This is a genomic window from Bradyrhizobium sp. CCBAU 11430, assembly GCF_028128855.1.
Lineage (GTDB): Bacteria > Pseudomonadota > Alphaproteobacteria > Rhizobiales > Xanthobacteraceae > Bradyrhizobium > Bradyrhizobium ottawaense.
In genome coordinates this window covers 127,239-144,008 of sequence record NZ_LBJV01000055.1, presented here as the reverse complement: position 1 = coordinate 144,008, position 16,770 = coordinate 127,239, and the positions used below count along the sequence as shown (strand labels likewise).

Here is a 16,770-nt window from a genome sequence, read left to right as displayed (position 1 = left end):
GGTGATGTGTCCGAACAGGTGTCAGCCATGTCCCCGGACTAAACATCGAGCCGGGCGATGACAGCAATGTGGTGGTGAGGCTGCCCCGACTCACTCGCGCAGCTCACCCCTCCAGCTTCCTCAACAACAGCTTCAGCGCCGTCGCAGCAAACATCTGCATGTTGCCGAACCGGTCGTTGCTGCCGGTCTCCAGCGTCATCACCTCTGACACAGGCCCCGCAACCGCCATGCAGCTATGGCCGGCGGCGTCGCCGTAGCGGTTGCCGGTTGGGCCGGCTGCTCCGGTCTCGGACAGGCCCCAGTCGCTGTTGAAGCGCGTTCGCATCTGCTCGGCCAGCAGTTGCGCGTAGGGCTGCGACGAGGAACGAAAGCCCTTCATTCCTTCGTCCGAAATATCCATCAGCACGCGCCTGGCATCGCGGGTGTAGACCACCGCGCCGCCGAGGAAATAGGCGGACGCGCCGGGCACCGCGAGCAGGCTGGCCGCGATCAGGCCGCCGGTTGAGGATTCTGCCACGGCGATGGTCTGTTTGCGCGCGATCAGCTTCGCTGCGACCTGTTCCGCAATGCTGACGAGCTCTTTCATCCCTAACCCCTTATCTCTTCGCAACCGAGCTCAGCCTTCCTAGCATATGACAGGACGCTTGGCTGAGTTGCGGGCGACGGGCAGGCCTGCTTGAATGGCGGGTACAAGAAGAGACATGCGAGGAAACGTGAGAAGGGAGACGTCATGGCGTCCCTGATCGCCGGCGGGGTGGATTGCGACGTGCATCCGGCCGTGCCGCATCTGACCAGCCTGCTGCCGTACCTGAACGACTATTGGCGCGATCAGGTGACGACGCGCGGCATGGTCGACCTCATCTCGCAATCCTATCCGCCGAGTTCGCCGATTACGGCGCGGCCCGACTGGCGCCCCGAGAGCGGCAAGCCGGGCGAGAGCCTCGACGACATGCAGCGCCATGTGCTCGATCCGTTTCAGCTCAGCTACGCCATCTGCAGTCCGCTCTACGGCGTGCAGATGGTGTTTTCGGAAGATTTGCAGGCCGCCTTCTGCCGCGCGCTGAACGACTGGCTGGTGAAGGAGTGGCTCGATCGCGACAAGAGGCTGCGCGGCTCGATCGTGATCCCGACGCAAAGCGTCGAGAAGGCCGTGGCAGAGATCGAGCGCTGCGCGCACGATAAGCGCTTCGTCCAGGTCCTGATGCTTGTGATGGGCGACACGCCGCTCGGCAAGCGCGCGCTGTGGCCGATCTATGAAGCCGCGGAACGGCTGGAACTCCCGGTCGGCATTCACGCGGGTTCCGCCTATCACAATCCGCCGACCGCAGTGGGATGGGGTTCCTATCACATCGAGGACTATGTCGGGCAGGCCCAGGCGTTCCAGACCCAGCTCACCAGCCTGATCGTCGAGGGCGTGTTCGCCAAATATCCGCGCCTGAAAATGGTGATGCTGGAATCCGGCGTCTCCTGGATCTCTCCCTATCTCTGGCGCCTGCACAAGTTCTGGCGCGGGGTGCGGATGGAGACGCCGTGGGTTGATCGCGCGCCGCTGGATATTGTGCGCAGCAACATCCGCTTCTCCTTGCAGCCATTTGATGCGCCGCCAGACGAGGCGACATTAATTCGCCTGTTTGATCATATGCAGTCCGACGAATTGGTCCTATTCTCCACGGACTATCCGCACTGGCAGTTCGAGGGCCAGGACGCGCTGCCCGAAGGTCTCACCCCCGATCTCGTGCGCAAGATCATGATCGAAAATCCACATGCGACCTATCCCCGCCTGACGTGAGCCCGCTGCCAAAGGAGGCAAGGCGATGAATATCCAATTCCGCGAGAGCCAAGAAGCCGCTTCCCCACTGACCGTCAAAACCGCGATCGCGGACTGCGACATCCATCCGGCACGCGCCACCCGCACCGAGCTTTATCCCTATCTCGCCAAACGCTGGCAGCATCATCTCGAAGTCTACGGCGTCCATGCCTATCAGGGCATGATGGAAGGCCCGCCCTATCCGAAGGCCCAGCCCAACGCCTCGCGCCGCGATGCCTATCCGCCTGAAGGCGGCCCGCAGGGCTCCTCGCTGTCCTTCATGCAGAAGCAACTGCTCGATCCCAACAACGTGCAGCTGGGTGTGCTCAATCCGCTCAACACCGGGCAGGGCATCCGCAATCACGAACTCTCGGCCGCTTTGTGTTCGGCGATCAACGACTGGCAGATCGACAAATGGACCAGCAAGGACAAGCGGCTGAAAGCCTCGATCGTCGTCGGCAATGAGGACGGGCTGTCGGCCGCCGCCGAAATCCGCGAGCGCGCCGGCGACAAGAACTTCGTGCAGGTGCTGCTGCTCAGCCGCAATGTCGAGCCGCTCGGCCAGCGCCGTTACTGGCCGATCTACCAGGCCGCGGAGGAAGCCGGCCTTCCCGTCGGCGTCCACGCCTTCGGCTTCGGCGGCAATCCGATCACGCCGTCGGGCTGGCCGTCCTATTACATCGAGGAGATGGTGGGTCACTCGCAATGCCAGCAATCGGCGCTAGCGAGTCTTGTTTTGGAAGGCGTGTTCGAGCGCTTCCCGAAACTGAAGATGGTGATGATCGAGGCCGGCTTCGGCTGGGCGCCGTCGCTGGCCTGGCGGCTCGACAAGACCTGGCAGCGCCTGCGCAGCGAGGTGCCGCATGTGAAGCGGCCGCCGTCGGAGTATATTCGCGAGCAGGTGTGGTGGACGACGCAGCCGATGGAGGATCCTGAAAGCCGCGAGGATCTGTTCGACGTCATCAACTGGATCGGCTGGGATCGCCTGTTGTTTGCGACCGACTATCCGCATTGGGATTACGACGAGCCGTCGCGCGTGTTGCCGGCGGGTGTCAGCGAGGCCAATCGCGAGGCGTTCTACCTCGGCAATGCGCGCGCGCTGTACGGGATTGGTTGATGGCGCGGCATGTGATCGCGCCGGTCGACGAACTGCCGCCGGGGACGCGAAAATTTCTGGAGATCGACGGGCGGCCGATCGCGGTCTTCAACATCAAGGGTGAATATTTCGGTCTGATGAACCGTTGCCCGCATCAGGGCGCGGCGCTGTGCGAGGGCCCGCTGATCGGTCTCGCGCAGTCGAAGGAGCCCGGCGAGATCGAGTATACAAAACTCGGCGAGATCATCCGCTGCCCCTGGCACGGCTGGGAGTTCGACATCCGCACCGGTCAGTCCTATTGCGATCCCCGCCGCTTCCGCGTGAAGGCCTACCCGGCCCATGTCGAGCCGGGTGCGAGCGTCGTGAAGGGGCCGTATGTCGCGGAGACGATCCCGGTGAAGGTCGAGAGCGATTACGTGGTGGTGGAGTTGTAGCCAGTTGGTCATTCCGGGGCAGCCCGAAGGGCTGAGCCCGGAATCCATCGTGCGACGGGAATGAGCGAAATGGATTCCGGGCTCGCCTCTTCGAGGCGCCCCGGAATGACGGTTAGTGCCCCGCAACCGGCTCCGGCACCGCATCATAAGTCGGCACGGCCTTGCCGCCGCCGCGATACACCGTCGAGGCCGCGATGATTCCAAGCAGCGCAGCGAGCATCAGCCAGAAGCCGGGCGAGGCCTTGTCGCCGGTATGCTCGATCAGCAAGGTCGAGGCGAACGGCGTGAAGGTGCCGAACAGGGCGGCGGCGAGCGCGAAGGCGAGCGAGAAGCAGGTGGTGCGCACATCCGCCGGCACGATCTCGACCAGCGCGCCGAGCATAGTGCCGCTGTAGACGCCGAAATAGAACGAGAACATCATCTCGACGGCGAGCAGCTTGCCGAAGCTCGGCGCCGCCACCAGCCAGTGCAGCGCAGGATAGGCCGTGACGAGCGACAGGCCGGCGATGGTGAGCAGCACGGACTTGCGGCCGATGCGGTCGGAGAGCGCGCCGCCGACCGGGTTCCAGAAGAAGTTGGTGACAGCGACGAGCAGCGTGACCAGCAGCGCGTCCTGCGTCGACAGCTTCAGCACCGTCTTGCCGAAGGTCGGCGTGTACACGGTGACGAAGTAGAACGTGGTCGTGGTCAGGATCGCGATCATCATGCCGAGGATGACGATGCGCCAGTTGGCGAGCGCGGAGGCGAACACCTCGCTGGCCGTCGGATGCTTCTTCATGGCGAGGAAGGCCGGCGTCTCCTCCAGCGTCCGCCGCAGGACAAAGATCAGGGGAATGATCAGGCAGCCGACGAAGAAGGGAATGCGCCAGCCCCAGGCGGCAACGGTGTCGGCCGGCATCACCTCCGAGAGGATGTAACCGAGGATCGAGGCAACGAAGATCGCGACCTGCTGGCTCGACGACTGGAACGAGGTGTAGAAGCCGCGATTGCCCGGCGTGGAGATCTCCGAGAGATACACCGAGACCCCGCCGAGTTCGACGCCGGCGGAGAAGCCCTGCAGCAGACGTCCGATCAGCACGATGACCGGCGCGGCGATGCCGATGGTCGCATAGCTCGGGCAGAATGCGATGACGACGGTGCCGAAGGCCATGATGGCGAGGGTGACGATCAGGCCCTGGCGGCGGCCGATGCGGTCGATGTAAGCCCCTAGCACGATCGCGCCGACCGGCCGCATCAAGGCGCCGAGCCAGAACACGCCGAAGGTGTTGAGCAGCGATGCGGTCTCATCAGAGGAGGGGAAGAACGCCTTGCCGATCGCGGCCGCATAGAAGCCGAACAGGAAGAAGTCGAACTGTTCGAGAAAATTGCCTGACGTGGCGCGCAGGATGGCGCCGATGCGTGATTTGATCGCGGGTGGATTGGTCGATGCGGCTGGTCCAGCCATGGCGTTGCTCCCCTTGGAAAGGTCTGGCCGGACCGGGAAATCATCCCACGGCAAGGCGACAGAGACTGCGACAATCTGCCACGCCTCTTCCCGCGCGAGGCGGGCCGAGTCAATCCGTTTTTGGGAGGAAGCTGATGATTTTTCAGGCTTTATTTTGCGTCGCAGCGAGCATCCATTGGCGGAATGCGGTCAGCTTCGGCGCTTCGCGGCGGCCCTCGGGCGCGACCAGGTAGAAGCCGGCGTCGGCCGGCAGCGCGATCTTGAAGGGCACCACGAGGCGGCCCTTGGCGATGTCGTCCTGGACGTAGGAGGTCCGTCCCATCGCCACGCCAATGCCGTCGATCGCGGCCTGGATGGTCATGAAGATCATGTCGAAGGTGATGCCGGGGTGCCTCGCGATGTCGGCCGGCAGGCCCGCCGCGGTCAGCCAAAGCCGCCAATCGTCGCTGTTGGCGCTCGAGGTGTGCAGCAGCGGATGGTTTCCCAGGTCTTCGGGCCGGCGCAGTGGCTTGTCGCCACGCAATAGCGACGGACTGCACACCGGAAACAGCTCATCCGCCATCAGCCAGTCGGCGCGCAGGCCCGGCCACTGGCCGCGGCCGTATCGGATCGCGGCATCGACATTGTCGCGCTGGAAGTCGACGAAGCTGGTCGAGGTGGTGATACGAACGTCGATGCCGGGATGCTGCTCCTGGAAATCCGTCAGCCGCGGCAACAGCCATTTTGCGGCGAGCGAGGCCAGCGTCGAGACCGTCAGCACCTTGTCGTCGTCCTTGCGCAGCAACCGGTCGGTCGCAAGCCGGAGGTCGTTGAAGGCAGCGCGGACGCCCGGCAGATAGTCCCGCGCCTCCGGGGTCAGGGCCAGCGCACGGTTCTGCCGGATGAACAGGCGGATGCCGAGCTCCTCCTCGAGCCTGCGGATCTGATGGCTGATCGCGGTCTGCGTCACGTTCAGCTCGCTTGCCGCCAGCGTGAAGCTGAGATGGCGCGCGGCGGCTTCGAACGCCCGCAATCCGTTCAGGGACGGCAATCTGGCAGTCATTTGGCAGCAGGATACATGACGTTATTTCATGCGAAAAGGTACAAATTGTCGTTTGTCGCAGTGCACCAGGAAGCCGATACTAGCGGTCAAGCTAGCTCCAGGAGCTTAAAATGTCTACCTTGACCCACAATTCGATGACAAATCATCATGCGCCCGGCTTGATCCAGCAAATCGGCGAGACCCTTCACGTCTGGCACGAGCGCTATCGCAACAGGCGCGAGCTCACCCAATGGACCGCGCGTGATCTTCAGGACGTCGGACTGTCCTGGACCGACATTGCCTACGAGGCTGACAAACCCTTCTGGCGGGCCTGATTGGCCGCCAGGCCGGCGCCGCCTGACTGTGGGGGCGCCGGCGGTCCCTTTTGTGAAGGGCTCGTATCATGAGCGCTATCCGCCTCGAAGACCTCAAGCAATATTCGGACACGCTGCGAACTCGCGATGGCACGGCGCTCAACGTCCGTTTCGTCGAGCCGCGCGACACCGACGAGCTGCAGCACTATTTCCGTTCGCTCTCGACCCGCTCCCGCTACAACCGCTTCTTCGGCGCCATCAGTGAGCTGCCGAAAGGGCTGCTGCATGACTTCCTTCAGGTCGGCGAGCGCGAACGTTTCTCCGTGGTTGCGACCATGATGGTCGACGGCTTCGAGACCATCGTCGCCGAGGCGCGCTATGCACTGCACGCCGAAACCGCGACGCTCGAATTCGGCCTGTCGGTCCATGATCGCTGGCAGGGCCACGGCATCGCCACCGCGCTGATGAAGAATCTCGAATGCCGCGCGGCTGCGCTCGGCGCCGAGCACATGTTCGGCGACACGCTGCGCTCCAACGAGACCATGGTCTCGCTCGCGCGCAAATCCGGTTTCGCCTTCGTCAATCATCCCGACGACTGGAAGCTGGTGCGCTTCGACAAGGAGATCGCGGTCGCGCCGAAAGACATTCCCTGCGCAAGCTGGCGCCTCGCCGCCCTTTCCCGTCAGGCCGATAGCCCCTCAGCCTCGGTTTGACACCACTGCAAGCCCGGCTCTGGGTGAACCAGGGCCGGGCTTTTTTTTGCCCGGTTGCGGTCCGGGCGAAGACTCTCTCCACATCGTCATTCCGGGGCGCGCGTAGCGCGAACCCGGAATCCATTTCACGACGTGTCTTGCGGCCAGATGGATTCCGGGCTCGATGCTGCGCATCGCCCCGGAATGACAGCCGGTTACCCGCCTCGACCGCCTGTTGCAAAGCGAGTGCCTATTTTCCCGTGAACACCGCCTTGCGCTTTTCGATGAAGGCCTGCACGGCCTCCTTGTGATCCGCGGTCGTGGTCAGGCGCACCAGCCGTTCGGCCTCATGGTCGCGCGCGGTTTCGAAATCGAACAGCACGGCTTCGTCGAGATTGTCCTTCATGTAGCGCAGCGCCAGGCGCGGGCCTTCGGCGAGCGACTTGGCCAGCGCGAAGGCTTCGGCTTGCAGCCTGTCATCGGGCACGACGCGGTTGACGAGGCCGATCGCTTCGGCCCGCACCGCATCGACGCGGTCGCCGGTGAACATCAGCTCGCGGGCTCGCGCGGTGCCGACGAGACGGGTGAGCAGCCAGGCGATGCCGTAATCGCCGGAGAGCGCGATGCGGGCATAGCCGGTGGCGACGAAGGCCGATTGCGCGGCGATGCGGATGTCGCAGGCCATCGCGATGGCAAGCCCGGCGCCGACCGCGGGGCCGGGGAGGGCGGCGATGGTCGGCTTGCGCACCGACACGAGCGCGCCGGTGAGCAGCCGTTGCCGTTCCTGCAGATCGGCGACCTTGTCGTCGAACGACATTTCGAGCTTCTTCGGGTCGCGATGCGCACCCATGCCCTTGACGTTGCCGCCGGCGCAGAACGCTTCGCCGGCGCCGGTGAGCAAGAGCGCGCCGACATCGGGATTCTCGCCGCAGGTCCGGATCATCGTGCGCAGCGCCGGCGTCAGCGTGTCCGACAGCGAATTACGCGCCTCCGGCCGGTTCAGCGTGATCACCGCGACGCGGTCGCGGATGACGCAGAGGAGTTCATTGGTGCCGGTGTCGATGACGGTTTCGGTGGTCATTGATCCTCCCTGTTCTTGTTTGGCTCTCGTAGGGTGGGTTAGCTGAGCGGACTGCGCCTAGCGCAGACCGCTCAGCGTAACCACCTCTTTTCAGACACGCGGTGAATAAAGAGGTGGGTTACGCCTTCGGCTAACCCACCCTACGGCAGTCAGGCCTCAAAACTTCTCCACCCAGGGCCGCAGCTCGAGCTCCCAGCTCCAGGCGCTGCGCGGCTGCTGCAACACGTTCCAATAGCTCTGCGCGATCGCGTCGGGATCGAGCATCGAATCCGGCTTGTCTTCGGCTTCCGTCCGCGCCGCGCTGCGGATGCCGCCGTCGATCACAAAATGCGCGACATGGATGCCTTGCGGCGACAATTCGCGCGCCAGGCTCTGGGCGAGGCCACGCAGCGCGAACTTGCCCATCGCGAAGGAGGCCGACTGCGCATATCCCTTGACGCTGGCGGAGGCGCCGGTGAACAGGATCGCGCCGTGCTTGTTCGGCAGCATGCGTTTTGCCGCCTGCTGCGCCACCAGGAAGCCGCCATAGGCGCTGATCGCGATCGCCTGCGCCACATCGGCCGGAACGAGATCGACGAATGGCCCGCGGGTGCGGCCGCTGGCGTTGTAGACGACGAGGTCGGGCGTGCCGATCTCGCGCTCGACGAGGCCGAACAGGCGCTCCACCTCGTCGGGCTCGGTCGCGTTGCAGGCATAGGCCTTGGCGCTGGTCTCGCTGCAGAGCGCGCCCAGCTTCTCGATCTTGCGCGCCGCGAGCGCGACGCGAATGCCTTGCGCAGCGAGCAAGCGCGCCAGCGAAGCGCTCAGGCCTTCGCCGGCACCGACGATAAGGGCGATCTTGTATTGCGGATGTTCCATGGTGTGGTCTCTCGGAAGCAGGAAGCTCCTGATCTATGCATGGCTTTTGCGAACAGCCAGCCGGCGCGATCACAATTCCGCAGAGCGAATTGCTCCTTCACGGTGATCATGCCTCCCTGACGATTTGCGGCTTTATCGCACCCCGCGACTGGAGCATGATCGACATCATCCCAAGCGGCAAGCGCTAAAGTGGCGCGGAATGTCCGCAAGGCGGAAACGAAGAGGACGATCATGCCTAAGCCGGCCCCAGCGCAGCCAAGGAATGTCGCGGCCGCACCATCCGGCCTGCTGGCGCCCGACACCACGGGCATGAATTTCTACCGCGCCGATCCTGCGCTGACCGACCTGCTCCGGATCCATCTGCCGGAAAATCTGTTCCGTCATATCGAGCCGCATCTCGATCGCCTCGGCGAACTCGCCGGAGGCCGGCTCGACGACTGCGCGCGGCTCGCCGACCGTCATACGCCGGTGCTGCACCAGCGCGACAAGTTCGGCCGCGACGTGCAGTGGATCGAATATCACCCGGCTTATCGCGAACTGGAGAACGCGGCGTTCGGCGAGTTCGGCATCCATGCGCTCTCGACCCGCAAGGGCATCATGGGCTGGCCGGACAAATATCCTGTCGTCGCCAAGCACGCCTTCACGTTTCTTTTCAACCAGACCGAATTCGGCATGGGGTGCCCGATCAACGTCACCGACGGCTGCGCCAAGCTGCTGGCGAATTTCGGCGATGAGGCGCTGAAGGCGAAATATCTGGACGGTCTGACCCAGACCGACATGGGCAAGCTGACGCAGGGCGGCCAGTTCATGACCGAGAAGGAGGGGGGCTCCGACGTCGGCACGCTGACCACGCGCGCCGTGCAGGAAGGCGATCATTGGCGTCTCTACGGCGAAAAATGGTTCTGCTCGAATGCCGACGCTGAGGTCGTGATGCTGCTGGCGCGCCCCGAGGGCGCTGGCCCCGGCACGCGCGGCGTCGGCCTGTTCCTGATGCCGCGCTTCCTCGACGACGGCGCGCAGAACCACTACCGGATCGTGCGTCTCAAGGACAAGCTCGGCACCCGCTCGATGGCCTCCGGCGAGATCAAGCTCGAAGGCGCCATCGCCTACGCGGTCGGCAAGCTCGACCGCGGCTTCGTGCAGATGGCCGAGATGGTGAATTCGTCGCGGCTCTCCAACGGCGTCAAATCCACCGCGCTGATGCGCCGCGCCTATCATGATGCGATGACGGTCGCGACAAACCGCGTCGTGTTCGGCCAGCGCATCATCGACCTGCCGCTCGGCCGGCGCCAGATGCTGAAGATCATGCTGCCGGTCGAGCAGGCGCTGTCGATGAGCTTCCTGACTGCGGACGCGCTCGACCGCGCCGAGGCCGGCAGCCAGGATGCGGCGGCGCTGCTGCGCATCCTCACCCCGACGCTGAAATTCCGCGCCACGCGCGATGCGCGAAAGGTCTGCGGCGATGCGCTCGAGATGCGCGGCGGCATCGGCTACATCGAGGAATTCGCGACGCCGCGCCTGCTGCGCGATGCGCATCTCGGCTCGGTCTGGGAAGGCACCGGCAATATCGTCGCGATCGATGCGCTCAGGCGCGCAGTCGGCCGGCATGGTGCGGAATCCGCGCTCGCGGCCGATCTGCATGCGCGGCTCGACGACAGCGCTTCCGTGCCGCAGGCCTGGCGCGACAAGCTGCGCGGCTTCGTCGATCGTGCCGTCGGCTTCGCGCGCGAGGTTGCGGCGACATCCGAGAACGAGGCCGATGCGCGTCGTGCGACGAGCCTGCTCTATCATGTCGCCAGCGCCGTCGCTCTCGCCTGGGAGGCACATCGCATCCACGAGATGCGCGGCGATGCGCGCCGGCTGCTGTTGTCGCGGCTGGTGATCGACCATCGGGTGGCACCGAGCGATCCGTTCCGGCTCACGGAAAATGCCACGCAGGCCAGGATCGCCGCGCTGCTGCTTGGCGACAGCTCAGCCGGCATGAGCGAGGTTGGCGAACTGGTTCTGGCAGCGTAGGCTGCACGCCACGATCAAACCAAGAAACGCGACAGGGAGTGCTCGATGAAGGCCGCCGTCCTCTATGAAGTCAACCAGCCGCTCGTCATCGAGGACGTCAGCCTGCCGAAGCCGGGCCCGCGCGAAGTCCTGATCCGCACCACGGTCGCCGGGCTCTGTCACTCCGACCTGCATTTCATGGAAGGGCTCTATCCGCATCCGCTGCCCGCGGTGCTCGGCCACGAGTCCGCCGGCGTGGTCGAGCAGGTCGGCTCCGATGTCACTTACGTCAAGCCGGGTGACCACGTCGTCACTTGCCTGTCGGTGTTCTGCGGCACCTGCGACAACTGCACCACGGGCCGCACCGTGCTCTGCACCGACACCACCGTGAAGTTGCTGCCGGGCGCCTCAAACCGGATGCAGTGGTCCAAGCCTGAGAAGCTGCACCAGTTCCTCAATCTGTCGTCCTTTGCAGAACAGATGCTGGTGCACGAGAACGCGATCGTCAAGATCCGGAAAGAAATGCCGCTCGATCTAGCCGCGCTGATCGGCTGCGGCGTCATCACCGGCTATGGTGCGGTGGTGAATACCGCGAAGGTGACGGCCGGCGAGACCGTGGCCGTGATCGGCTGCGGCGGTGTCGGCATGGCCGCGATCAACGGCGCGCAGATCGCGGGCGCCGGCCGCATCATCGCCATCGACACCAATCCGGCAAAACTCCAGCTCGCGACCAAGCTGGGTGCGACCGACATCATCAACCCCGCCGACGGCGACGTCGTGAAGCAGGTGCGCGATCTCACCAATGGCGGCGTGCATCATTCCTTCGAGGTGCTCGGCCGCAAGGAGACCGCCGAGCAGGCATTCGGCATGCTCGCCTCCGGCGGCACCGCCACCATCGTCGGCATGATCCCGTTCGGCCAGAAGATCGAGCTGCACGGTTTCGATTTCCTGCGCGAGCGCCGGATCCAGGGCTCCTCGATGGGCTCGAACCATTTTCGCGTCGACATGCCGCGCCTGGTTGACTTCTACCTGCGCGGACGGCTGCATCTGGAGGACTGGATCTCGGCGAAATTGAAGCTGTCCGAGATCAACGAGGGCTTTGCCAACATGAAAGCCGGCAAGACGCTGCGCAGCGTAATCGTGTTCGACAGCTAGCACAACCGACGCCGGCGCCGCCCGAAAATTGAAATCAACGCGATGCGGCCGGACTGTCGGCTGAGGCGCAACGCTGCTCCTTCACGAGGAGCAGCGTCATGGCCGTGGCAAGTCCGGCGACGAGCATATACGCGACGGATACGTTCAGGCCGGGACCCGCGAACAGCAAATAGGAGAACAATCCCGCAGTCGACGCGGTGAAGCCAAGCCAGGCAAACCTCGGAAAGCGAAATCCACGTTCGCCATGCCGGAGATCGAGCACGAGGTAGAACACCAGAAAGGTGTTGCAGAGCGCCGCCGGCAACAGACCCATGACGATCTCGCTCTCGAATGCGAGGTAGGATAACACGCCATCGACCTGGGCAATCACCGCGAACGGCAGATAACGCAGATTGAGGCAGGCCAGGGCGATCGCCGCAAGCTCGAAGCCGTAGAAATAGCGCTCGTGCATCTTCGGAAGCAGGTACGGCATGAGGATGAGCGATACGCACGCGACCAGTAGAATGAACTCCGGCCCCGTCCGCCTGGACTGTGCGATGAAGATCGATAGGGCGAGCCCGCTCGCCGCCGCGAGCACGAGGCCGGCGGCGACTCCGACCGCGTACGGCGTTCCTCCTGCGAACACCCAGATGTTCGCTGCATTCATGGTCAGGTGATGAAATGTGTTGGCCTGGCCGAGATAGATCCCGAGGACGGAGACCAGGGATCTGCCGGCGACGAGAACCGGAATGGCGAGGATCGCATAAGCTGCCGGAATAGCTGCAAGCCATGCCACGTGGATCTTGCGGCGCAGGATCATGCCCAGCACGAACGGCCCCAGGAAGACGCCCTGGGCCTTCACCGAGCAGGCCACAGCGAATGGCAAAACCCCGCTTCGGTCCCGCATGAACATCGCCACGGAGATCAGCGCGAAGAAGGTCCAGATCGAATCGGCCTGTCCCCACATTGCGCCGTTGAAGAGCACCGTCGGCGCAAGCCACACCGCGCAGAAGGCCAGGGACGCGCGCAACGGAACGCCTGTAACTCGCCAGACCATCCGGGCCACGACGATCGCGCAGCCGAGCTCGAATATGGCCGAGATCATCTTCACGAGGGAGAGCGGCTGGCCCAGCCCATCAAATCGGGCGGTGATCAGCAGAAGGAAGCTGTAGAACGGCGTGTAGTTGGTGAAAGCCTCGGCCAGCCCGGCAATGCCGTGATCTCGCGCGAAGGTATACCAGGTGATGTACTCGGCGGCGTCGGCGGTCGCGTGTTCCCGCGCGAGGTAACGGAGCACGATGCCCATGAGCCCGCACCCGACCGCTACCGCAATCGGAGTGCGCCATCTCTCGAGCCGCGTCTCATCTGGATTGACGCGATGATAGGGGCCGCGGAGCGCGCCTATCTCAATTGTGTCGTTTGTCACGCAATCACTCTCGCCGGATTTGAGCGGTACCCTTGCCGGGGAAGCACTCCGAGCTTCGCAGCGTGTCCTCGTGACATGCTCGAGATCGATGCCCTGAGGGGACCTCTCGTCACTTGCGATTTTGACGGGCGAACGATTGCCAGCTGGATAAATGTCAGATCAGCGGTTTGCCCATTGCTCGGGAAAAGATTGTTTGGTTAGCGATCTCTTTATGGCAGTCGTCGAATGCCCTGCGGCCCGAGGGGGAAAGGCAGCGTGCGGCCTCACCGCGACACGTGTGCCGACACCGCGAGCCACTTGCCATTTTGCTTTGCCCAGCAATCGGTGTAGCGCCCCGTCGCCTGCTGGCCATCCGCCGTGGTGTAGCTCGTCGCGGCGTGGATGACGGCGAAGTCGCCCATGATGCGGATGATGACGTCGCGCTCTTTCAAGTTCCGGATCGTGATCGGCCGCGCGGTCTGCTCCAGGAAGGCGGCACGGTCGACCAGCGTCTTGTCGGGATTGGAGCAATAAAACTCCGTCGCCAGGATTTCGTCGAAACGCTTGACGTCGCAGTTCTGCACGGAGGCAACGTAGTCACGGTTGAGGGCGGTCAGTTGATCGAGGTCCTGGCTCATGGTGCTTCCTTTCCGTCATTCCGGGGCGCGCGACGCGCGAGCACAGAATCGCGACGTTGTCGTCCTCCGTCATTGCGAGGAGCCCGCGACAAAATTGCGAAGCAATTTTTGCGCTGGCGACGAAGCAATCCAGACTGTCACTTCGAAAAATTCTGAATTGCTTCGCTTCGCTCGCGATGACGGGAAGAACTAATCATTGAATAATGGCGGCGGCTGGAACCCGCCGAACTCACGCTCGATCAGTTCAGCGAGCCTGAGCGGCGTACGGTCTTCGAGGAAGGGGCCGATGATCTGGACGCCGACCGGCAGCCCGTCCTTCGACAGGCCGAGCGGAACGGCCGTGGCCGGCAAGCCCGTCAGCGTGGCGATGCCGGGCCAGGCAAGCTGGTCCGGATAAACATGGTCCTTGCCGTCGATATTGATCCGGCGCTTCTCCTGCTCCGGCGAATGATCATGCGGATAGGCGGGGGTCGGCATGATCGGGCAGATCACCGCATCGAATGTCCTGAACAAGTGCCGCCACTGCGCGCGCAGCCCGGCGCGCGCGCCTTCGTCGAACACCCAGGCCTGATGGCTGGAGGTCATGCCGCGCAGCCGCTCGGCCGCGAGGCTCTTGTCCTCGGGTGAGAGATGCGCCGCGCCGGCACGTGCGCCGGCGAGAATATCCGGCGGAAAGAACGCGCCCAGGAAGCCCATCAACATGCGCATGTAGAGGCGCGAGGCTTCCTTGAAGTCCGGAAACAGCGGGCTTTCGCGCGCGACGCTCGCGCCGGCGCCCGTCAATCGCCCGGCCAGCGTCTCGATCGCGCCGCGAATGTCGGAATTCGCAGGCAGCAACGGATGGCTGTCGATCACGAGCAGGCGGAAATCCTTCAGCCTGTCGTGGCGTGCGTCCGGCAGCGCCAGCTTGTATCCGATGCCGAGGTCGACCGGATCGGGACCGGCCATCACGTCCAGCAGCAGCGTCAGATCGGCCGCACTCCGGGCCATCGGGCCGATCACCGCCATATCGCGTTCCATCGGGACCGCAGGAAATGGCGGCGGCGTATGGCCGCGCGTCGGACAGAGATTGTATGTCGGCTTGTGCGCATAGACGCCGCAATGGAATGCCGGCACGCGCAGCGAGCCGCCGATGTCGGATCCGAGCGAGAGCGGTCCGTAGCCGGCCGCCAGCGCTGCCGACGAGCCACCTGATGAGCCGCCGGGCGTGCGGCCGAGATCGTATGGATTGTTCGTCGTGCCGTAGATGTCGTTGTAGCTCTGCCAGTCCCCCAAGCCCACGGGAACGTTGGTCTTGCCGAGAATGACGCCGCCGGCGTTCTTCACCCGGGAGATCGACAGCGCGTCCTCGGTCGGCTTGAAATCCTTTTGCGGCGTCCAGCCCCAGGTTGTGGGCAGGCCCGCGATGTTGAAGGATTCTTTCACCGTCACCGGAATTCCGAGCAGCGGTTTTCTTTCGCCGCGCGCCAGCGCCACATCCGCCTCGCGTGCCGCACTGCGGGCGCGATCAAAATCCCGCACGCAGATCGCGTTGACCTTGCCGTCGTGACGCTCGATGCGGTCGATGGCATCCCGGGTAAGCTCGACCGCGGAGACCTTCTTTGCGGTCAATGCGGCCGAAAGTTCGACCGCGCTCTTGAAACTCCATTCCGATCTGGTCACGGCGCTTCTCCTGCTCTTGTTGTCGGAGGATGATGCGCAGTTTGCCCGAATGCTGCAACGAATGTTTGATCGCGATTGATGTGCCGGCGAGACGGAACGGAAGGAGTTCAGGAGTTCGCCGTCATCGCCCGCCTAGTCCGCAATTGCGCACAGGGGCGGGCAATGACAGCGAATGTGAGGCCACTACGCCACCCCGATCAACACGCCCACCGCGAGCACGATCGCGCCGCCAAGCACGATCTGGAATACGGCCTGGAGGAACGGCGTGTCCATATAGCGGGAGCGAATGAAGGCGATCGCCCACAATTCGAAGAACACGACGACGCAGGCGATCGCCGTTGCGATCCAGAACGCGTTGGCCCAATGATCCGGCACCAGATAGGGCGCGGTGTGGCCGAGGCCGCCGAGCGTGGTCATCGCGCCGCAGGTGACGCCGCGCAGCCAGGGCGAGCCGCGCCCCGTGAGCGATCCGTCGTCGGACAGCGCCTCCGCAAAACCCATGCTGATGCCGGCGCCGATCGATGCGGCGAGGCCCACAAGAAACGTCTGCCAGTTCTGGTGGGTGGCGAAGGCCGCGGCAAACAGCGGCGCCAGCGTCGAGACCGATCCGTCCATCAATCCGGCAAGGCCCGGCTGCACGTACTGCAGCACGAACATGCGGCGATTGGTGCGATCCTCCTCGGCGCGGACGTCGGAATTCAGGATCTCGCCCGTCAGCTTTGCGGCGGTCTCCTCGTGACCTTTCTCGGCTTCGGCGAGATCGCCGAGCAGGCGGCGCACGCCGACGTCCTGGGCCTGTTCGGCGGCCTTCACGTAGAAGCGCTCCGCCTGCATCTCCATTGTCTCGACTTCCCTGCGGATGGCGTCGAGCGACAGGTTCTTGGTCAGCCAGACCGGGCGGCGGCGCAGGAATCCCTTGACGTCCTCGCGCCGGATCGGCGGCAGATGCTTGCCGAAGCGCTGCTCGTACAATTCCAGCAACATGTGCCGGTGGCCGCGCTCCTCCTCGGCCATCTCCTCGAAGATTTTTGCCGTGTCCGGGTAACGCTCCCGAAGGTCCTCGGCGAAGGTCATGTAGATGCGGCTGTCCTCCTCCTCGGAGGAGATCGCGACCGCAAGCACCTCGCGCTCGGTTAGATCGGCAAAATTCTTCACGACGGCCCTGAATCGAGTTTAGAACTATTCTAAA

The 16,770-nt window shown here is 64.1% G+C and carries 16 protein-coding genes; 7 read left to right on the top strand and 9 right to left on the bottom strand.

Translation table 11 applies throughout. The features are described 5' to 3' along the window. Window positions 1-103: 103 nt before the first annotated feature. Complete coding sequence (locus tag XI04_RS16845) at window positions 104-586, bottom strand: CinA family protein (protein ID WP_028140652.1); 483 nt, start codon at window positions 584-586, stop codon at window positions 104-106. A gap of 144 nt (window positions 587-730) precedes the next feature. On the opposite strand from XI04_RS16845, the gene XI04_RS16840 reads away from it, so the two are divergent. From XI04_RS16840 to XI04_RS16830, 3 genes are read left to right on the top strand one after another with little or no spacing between them, the layout of a single operon-like run. Further along, window positions 731-1,789, top strand: a complete 1,059-nt coding sequence (locus tag XI04_RS16840; protein WP_028140651.1) for an amidohydrolase family protein — start codon at window positions 731-733, stop codon at window positions 1,787-1,789. A gap of 25 nt (window positions 1,790-1,814) precedes the next feature. Next, window positions 1,815-2,924 carry an amidohydrolase family protein gene (locus tag XI04_RS16835; protein ID WP_028140650.1) on the top strand — a complete coding sequence of 370 codons (1,110 nt, stop codon included), beginning with the start codon at window positions 1,815-1,817 and terminating at the stop codon, window positions 2,922-2,924. Beyond that, window positions 2,924-3,337, top strand: a complete 414-nt coding sequence (locus tag XI04_RS16830) for a Rieske (2Fe-2S) protein (RefSeq protein ID WP_028140649.1) — start codon at window positions 2,924-2,926, stop codon at window positions 3,335-3,337. Before XI04_RS16835 ends, XI04_RS16830 begins: the two co-directional genes overlap by 1 nt. 112 nt (window positions 3,338-3,449) lie before the next feature. Here the strand turns inward: XI04_RS16830 and XI04_RS16825 are convergent, their stop codons facing one another. Both XI04_RS16825 and XI04_RS16820 read right to left on the bottom strand, forming a co-directional pair. Then, window positions 3,450-4,781, bottom strand: coding sequence for an MFS transporter (locus tag XI04_RS16825; RefSeq protein ID WP_271609595.1), 1,332 nt, complete (start codon window positions 4,779-4,781; stop codon window positions 3,450-3,452). 142 nt (window positions 4,782-4,923) lie between these two features. After that, on the bottom strand, window positions 4,924-5,823 hold the full coding sequence (locus XI04_RS16820) for a transcriptional regulator GcvA (protein ID WP_028140647.1): 900 nt from the start codon (window positions 5,821-5,823) through the stop codon (window positions 4,924-4,926). 110 nt (window positions 5,824-5,933) lie between these two features. On the opposite strand from XI04_RS16820, the gene XI04_RS16815 reads away from it, so the two are divergent. Beyond that, window positions 5,934-6,137 carry a DUF1127 domain-containing protein gene (locus XI04_RS16815; protein ID WP_028140646.1) on the top strand — a complete coding sequence of 68 codons (204 nt, stop codon included), beginning with the start codon at window positions 5,934-5,936 and terminating at the stop codon, window positions 6,135-6,137. A gap of 68 nt (window positions 6,138-6,205) precedes the next feature. Then, window positions 6,206-6,829 carry a GNAT family N-acetyltransferase gene (locus XI04_RS16810; RefSeq protein WP_271609594.1) on the top strand — a complete coding sequence of 208 codons (624 nt, stop codon included), beginning with the start codon at window positions 6,206-6,208 and terminating at the stop codon, window positions 6,827-6,829. Between the two features lie 229 nt (window positions 6,830-7,058). Here XI04_RS16810 and XI04_RS16805 read toward each other — a convergent pair whose 3' ends face one another. Both XI04_RS16805 and XI04_RS16800 read right to left on the bottom strand, forming a co-directional pair. Continuing rightward, window positions 7,059-7,889 (bottom strand): enoyl-CoA hydratase, encoded by an 831-nt coding sequence (locus XI04_RS16805; RefSeq protein WP_271593693.1) that lies wholly within the window; start codon window positions 7,887-7,889, stop codon window positions 7,059-7,061. Between the two features lie 156 nt (window positions 7,890-8,045). Then, on the bottom strand, window positions 8,046-8,747 hold the full coding sequence (locus XI04_RS16800; protein WP_271609593.1) for an SDR family oxidoreductase: 702 nt from the start codon (window positions 8,745-8,747) through the stop codon (window positions 8,046-8,048). A 231-nt stretch (window positions 8,748-8,978) separates the two neighbouring features. Here XI04_RS16800 and XI04_RS16795 point away from each other — a divergent pair, with 231 nt between their 5' ends. Together XI04_RS16795 and XI04_RS16790 are read left to right on the top strand one after the other, a co-directional pair. After that, window positions 8,979-10,763 carry an acyl-CoA dehydrogenase family protein gene (locus XI04_RS16795; protein ID WP_271609592.1) on the top strand — a complete coding sequence of 595 codons (1,785 nt, stop codon included), beginning with the start codon at window positions 8,979-8,981 and terminating at the stop codon, window positions 10,761-10,763. A 45-nt stretch (window positions 10,764-10,808) separates the two neighbouring features. Next, window positions 10,809-11,897: a Zn-dependent alcohol dehydrogenase gene (locus tag XI04_RS16790; RefSeq protein WP_028140641.1), complete on the top strand. Its 1,089-nt coding sequence runs from the start codon at window positions 10,809-10,811 to the stop codon at window positions 11,895-11,897. A 34-nt stretch (window positions 11,898-11,931) separates the two neighbouring features. Here the strand turns inward: XI04_RS16790 and XI04_RS16785 are convergent, their stop codons facing one another. The 4 genes from XI04_RS16785 to mbfA form a co-directional block, all read right to left on the bottom strand. Continuing rightward, the gene (locus XI04_RS16785; RefSeq protein ID WP_271623731.1) at window positions 11,932-13,182 is read right to left on the bottom strand and encodes a hypothetical protein; all 1,251 of its coding nucleotides are present in this window, start codon (window positions 13,180-13,182) and stop codon (window positions 11,932-11,934) included. A 383-nt stretch (window positions 13,183-13,565) separates the two neighbouring features. Next, the gene (locus XI04_RS16780; RefSeq protein WP_028140639.1) at window positions 13,566-13,919 is read right to left on the bottom strand and encodes a nuclear transport factor 2 family protein; all 354 of its coding nucleotides are present in this window, start codon (window positions 13,917-13,919) and stop codon (window positions 13,566-13,568) included. A gap of 189 nt (window positions 13,920-14,108) precedes the next feature. Beyond that, window positions 14,109-15,581: an amidase gene (locus XI04_RS16775; protein WP_271623730.1), complete on the bottom strand. Its 1,473-nt coding sequence runs from the start codon at window positions 15,579-15,581 to the stop codon at window positions 14,109-14,111. 183 nt (window positions 15,582-15,764) lie between these two features. Next, window positions 15,765-16,736, bottom strand: coding sequence for an iron exporter MbfA (gene mbfA / locus XI04_RS16770; RefSeq protein WP_271609590.1), 972 nt, complete (start codon window positions 16,734-16,736; stop codon window positions 15,765-15,767). Between the last annotated feature and the right edge of the window lie 34 nt (window positions 16,737-16,770).

What these genes read in the sequence shown, in the direction of transcription:
- XI04_RS16845 (WP_028140652.1), bottom strand. Translation starts at nt 586, where the DNA reads ATGAAAGAGCTCGTCAGCATTGCGGAACAGGTCGCAGCGAAGCTGATC.
- XI04_RS16840 (WP_028140651.1), top strand. Translation starts at nt 731, where the DNA reads ATGGCGTCCCTGATCGCCGGCGGGGTGGATTGCGACGTGCATCCGGCC.
- XI04_RS16835 (WP_028140650.1), top strand. Translation starts at nt 1,815, where the DNA reads ATGAATATCCAATTCCGCGAGAGCCAAGAAGCCGCTTCCCCACTGACC.
- XI04_RS16830 (WP_028140649.1), top strand. Translation starts at nt 2,924, where the DNA reads ATGGCGCGGCATGTGATCGCGCCGGTCGACGAACTGCCGCCGGGGACG.
- XI04_RS16825 (WP_271609595.1), bottom strand. Translation starts at nt 4,781, where the DNA reads ATGGCTGGACCAGCCGCATCGACCAATCCACCCGCGATCAAATCACGC.
- XI04_RS16820 (WP_028140647.1), bottom strand. Translation starts at nt 5,823, where the DNA reads ATGACTGCCAGATTGCCGTCCCTGAACGGATTGCGGGCGTTCGAAGCC.
- XI04_RS16815 (WP_028140646.1), top strand. Translation starts at nt 5,934, where the DNA reads ATGTCTACCTTGACCCACAATTCGATGACAAATCATCATGCGCCCGGC.
- XI04_RS16810 (WP_271609594.1), top strand. Translation starts at nt 6,206, where the DNA reads ATGAGCGCTATCCGCCTCGAAGACCTCAAGCAATATTCGGACACGCTG.
- XI04_RS16805 (WP_271593693.1), bottom strand. Translation starts at nt 7,889, where the DNA reads ATGACCACCGAAACCGTCATCGACACCGGCACCAATGAACTCCTCTGC.
- XI04_RS16800 (WP_271609593.1), bottom strand. Translation starts at nt 8,747, where the DNA reads ATGGAACATCCGCAATACAAGATCGCCCTTATCGTCGGTGCCGGCGAA.
- XI04_RS16795 (WP_271609592.1), top strand. Translation starts at nt 8,979, where the DNA reads ATGCCTAAGCCGGCCCCAGCGCAGCCAAGGAATGTCGCGGCCGCACCA.
- XI04_RS16790 (WP_028140641.1), top strand. Translation starts at nt 10,809, where the DNA reads ATGAAGGCCGCCGTCCTCTATGAAGTCAACCAGCCGCTCGTCATCGAG.
- XI04_RS16785 (WP_271623731.1), bottom strand. Translation starts at nt 13,182, where the DNA reads ATGGGCATCGTGCTCCGTTACCTCGCGCGGGAACACGCGACCGCCGAC.
- XI04_RS16780 (WP_028140639.1), bottom strand. Translation starts at nt 13,919, where the DNA reads ATGAGCCAGGACCTCGATCAACTGACCGCCCTCAACCGTGACTACGTT.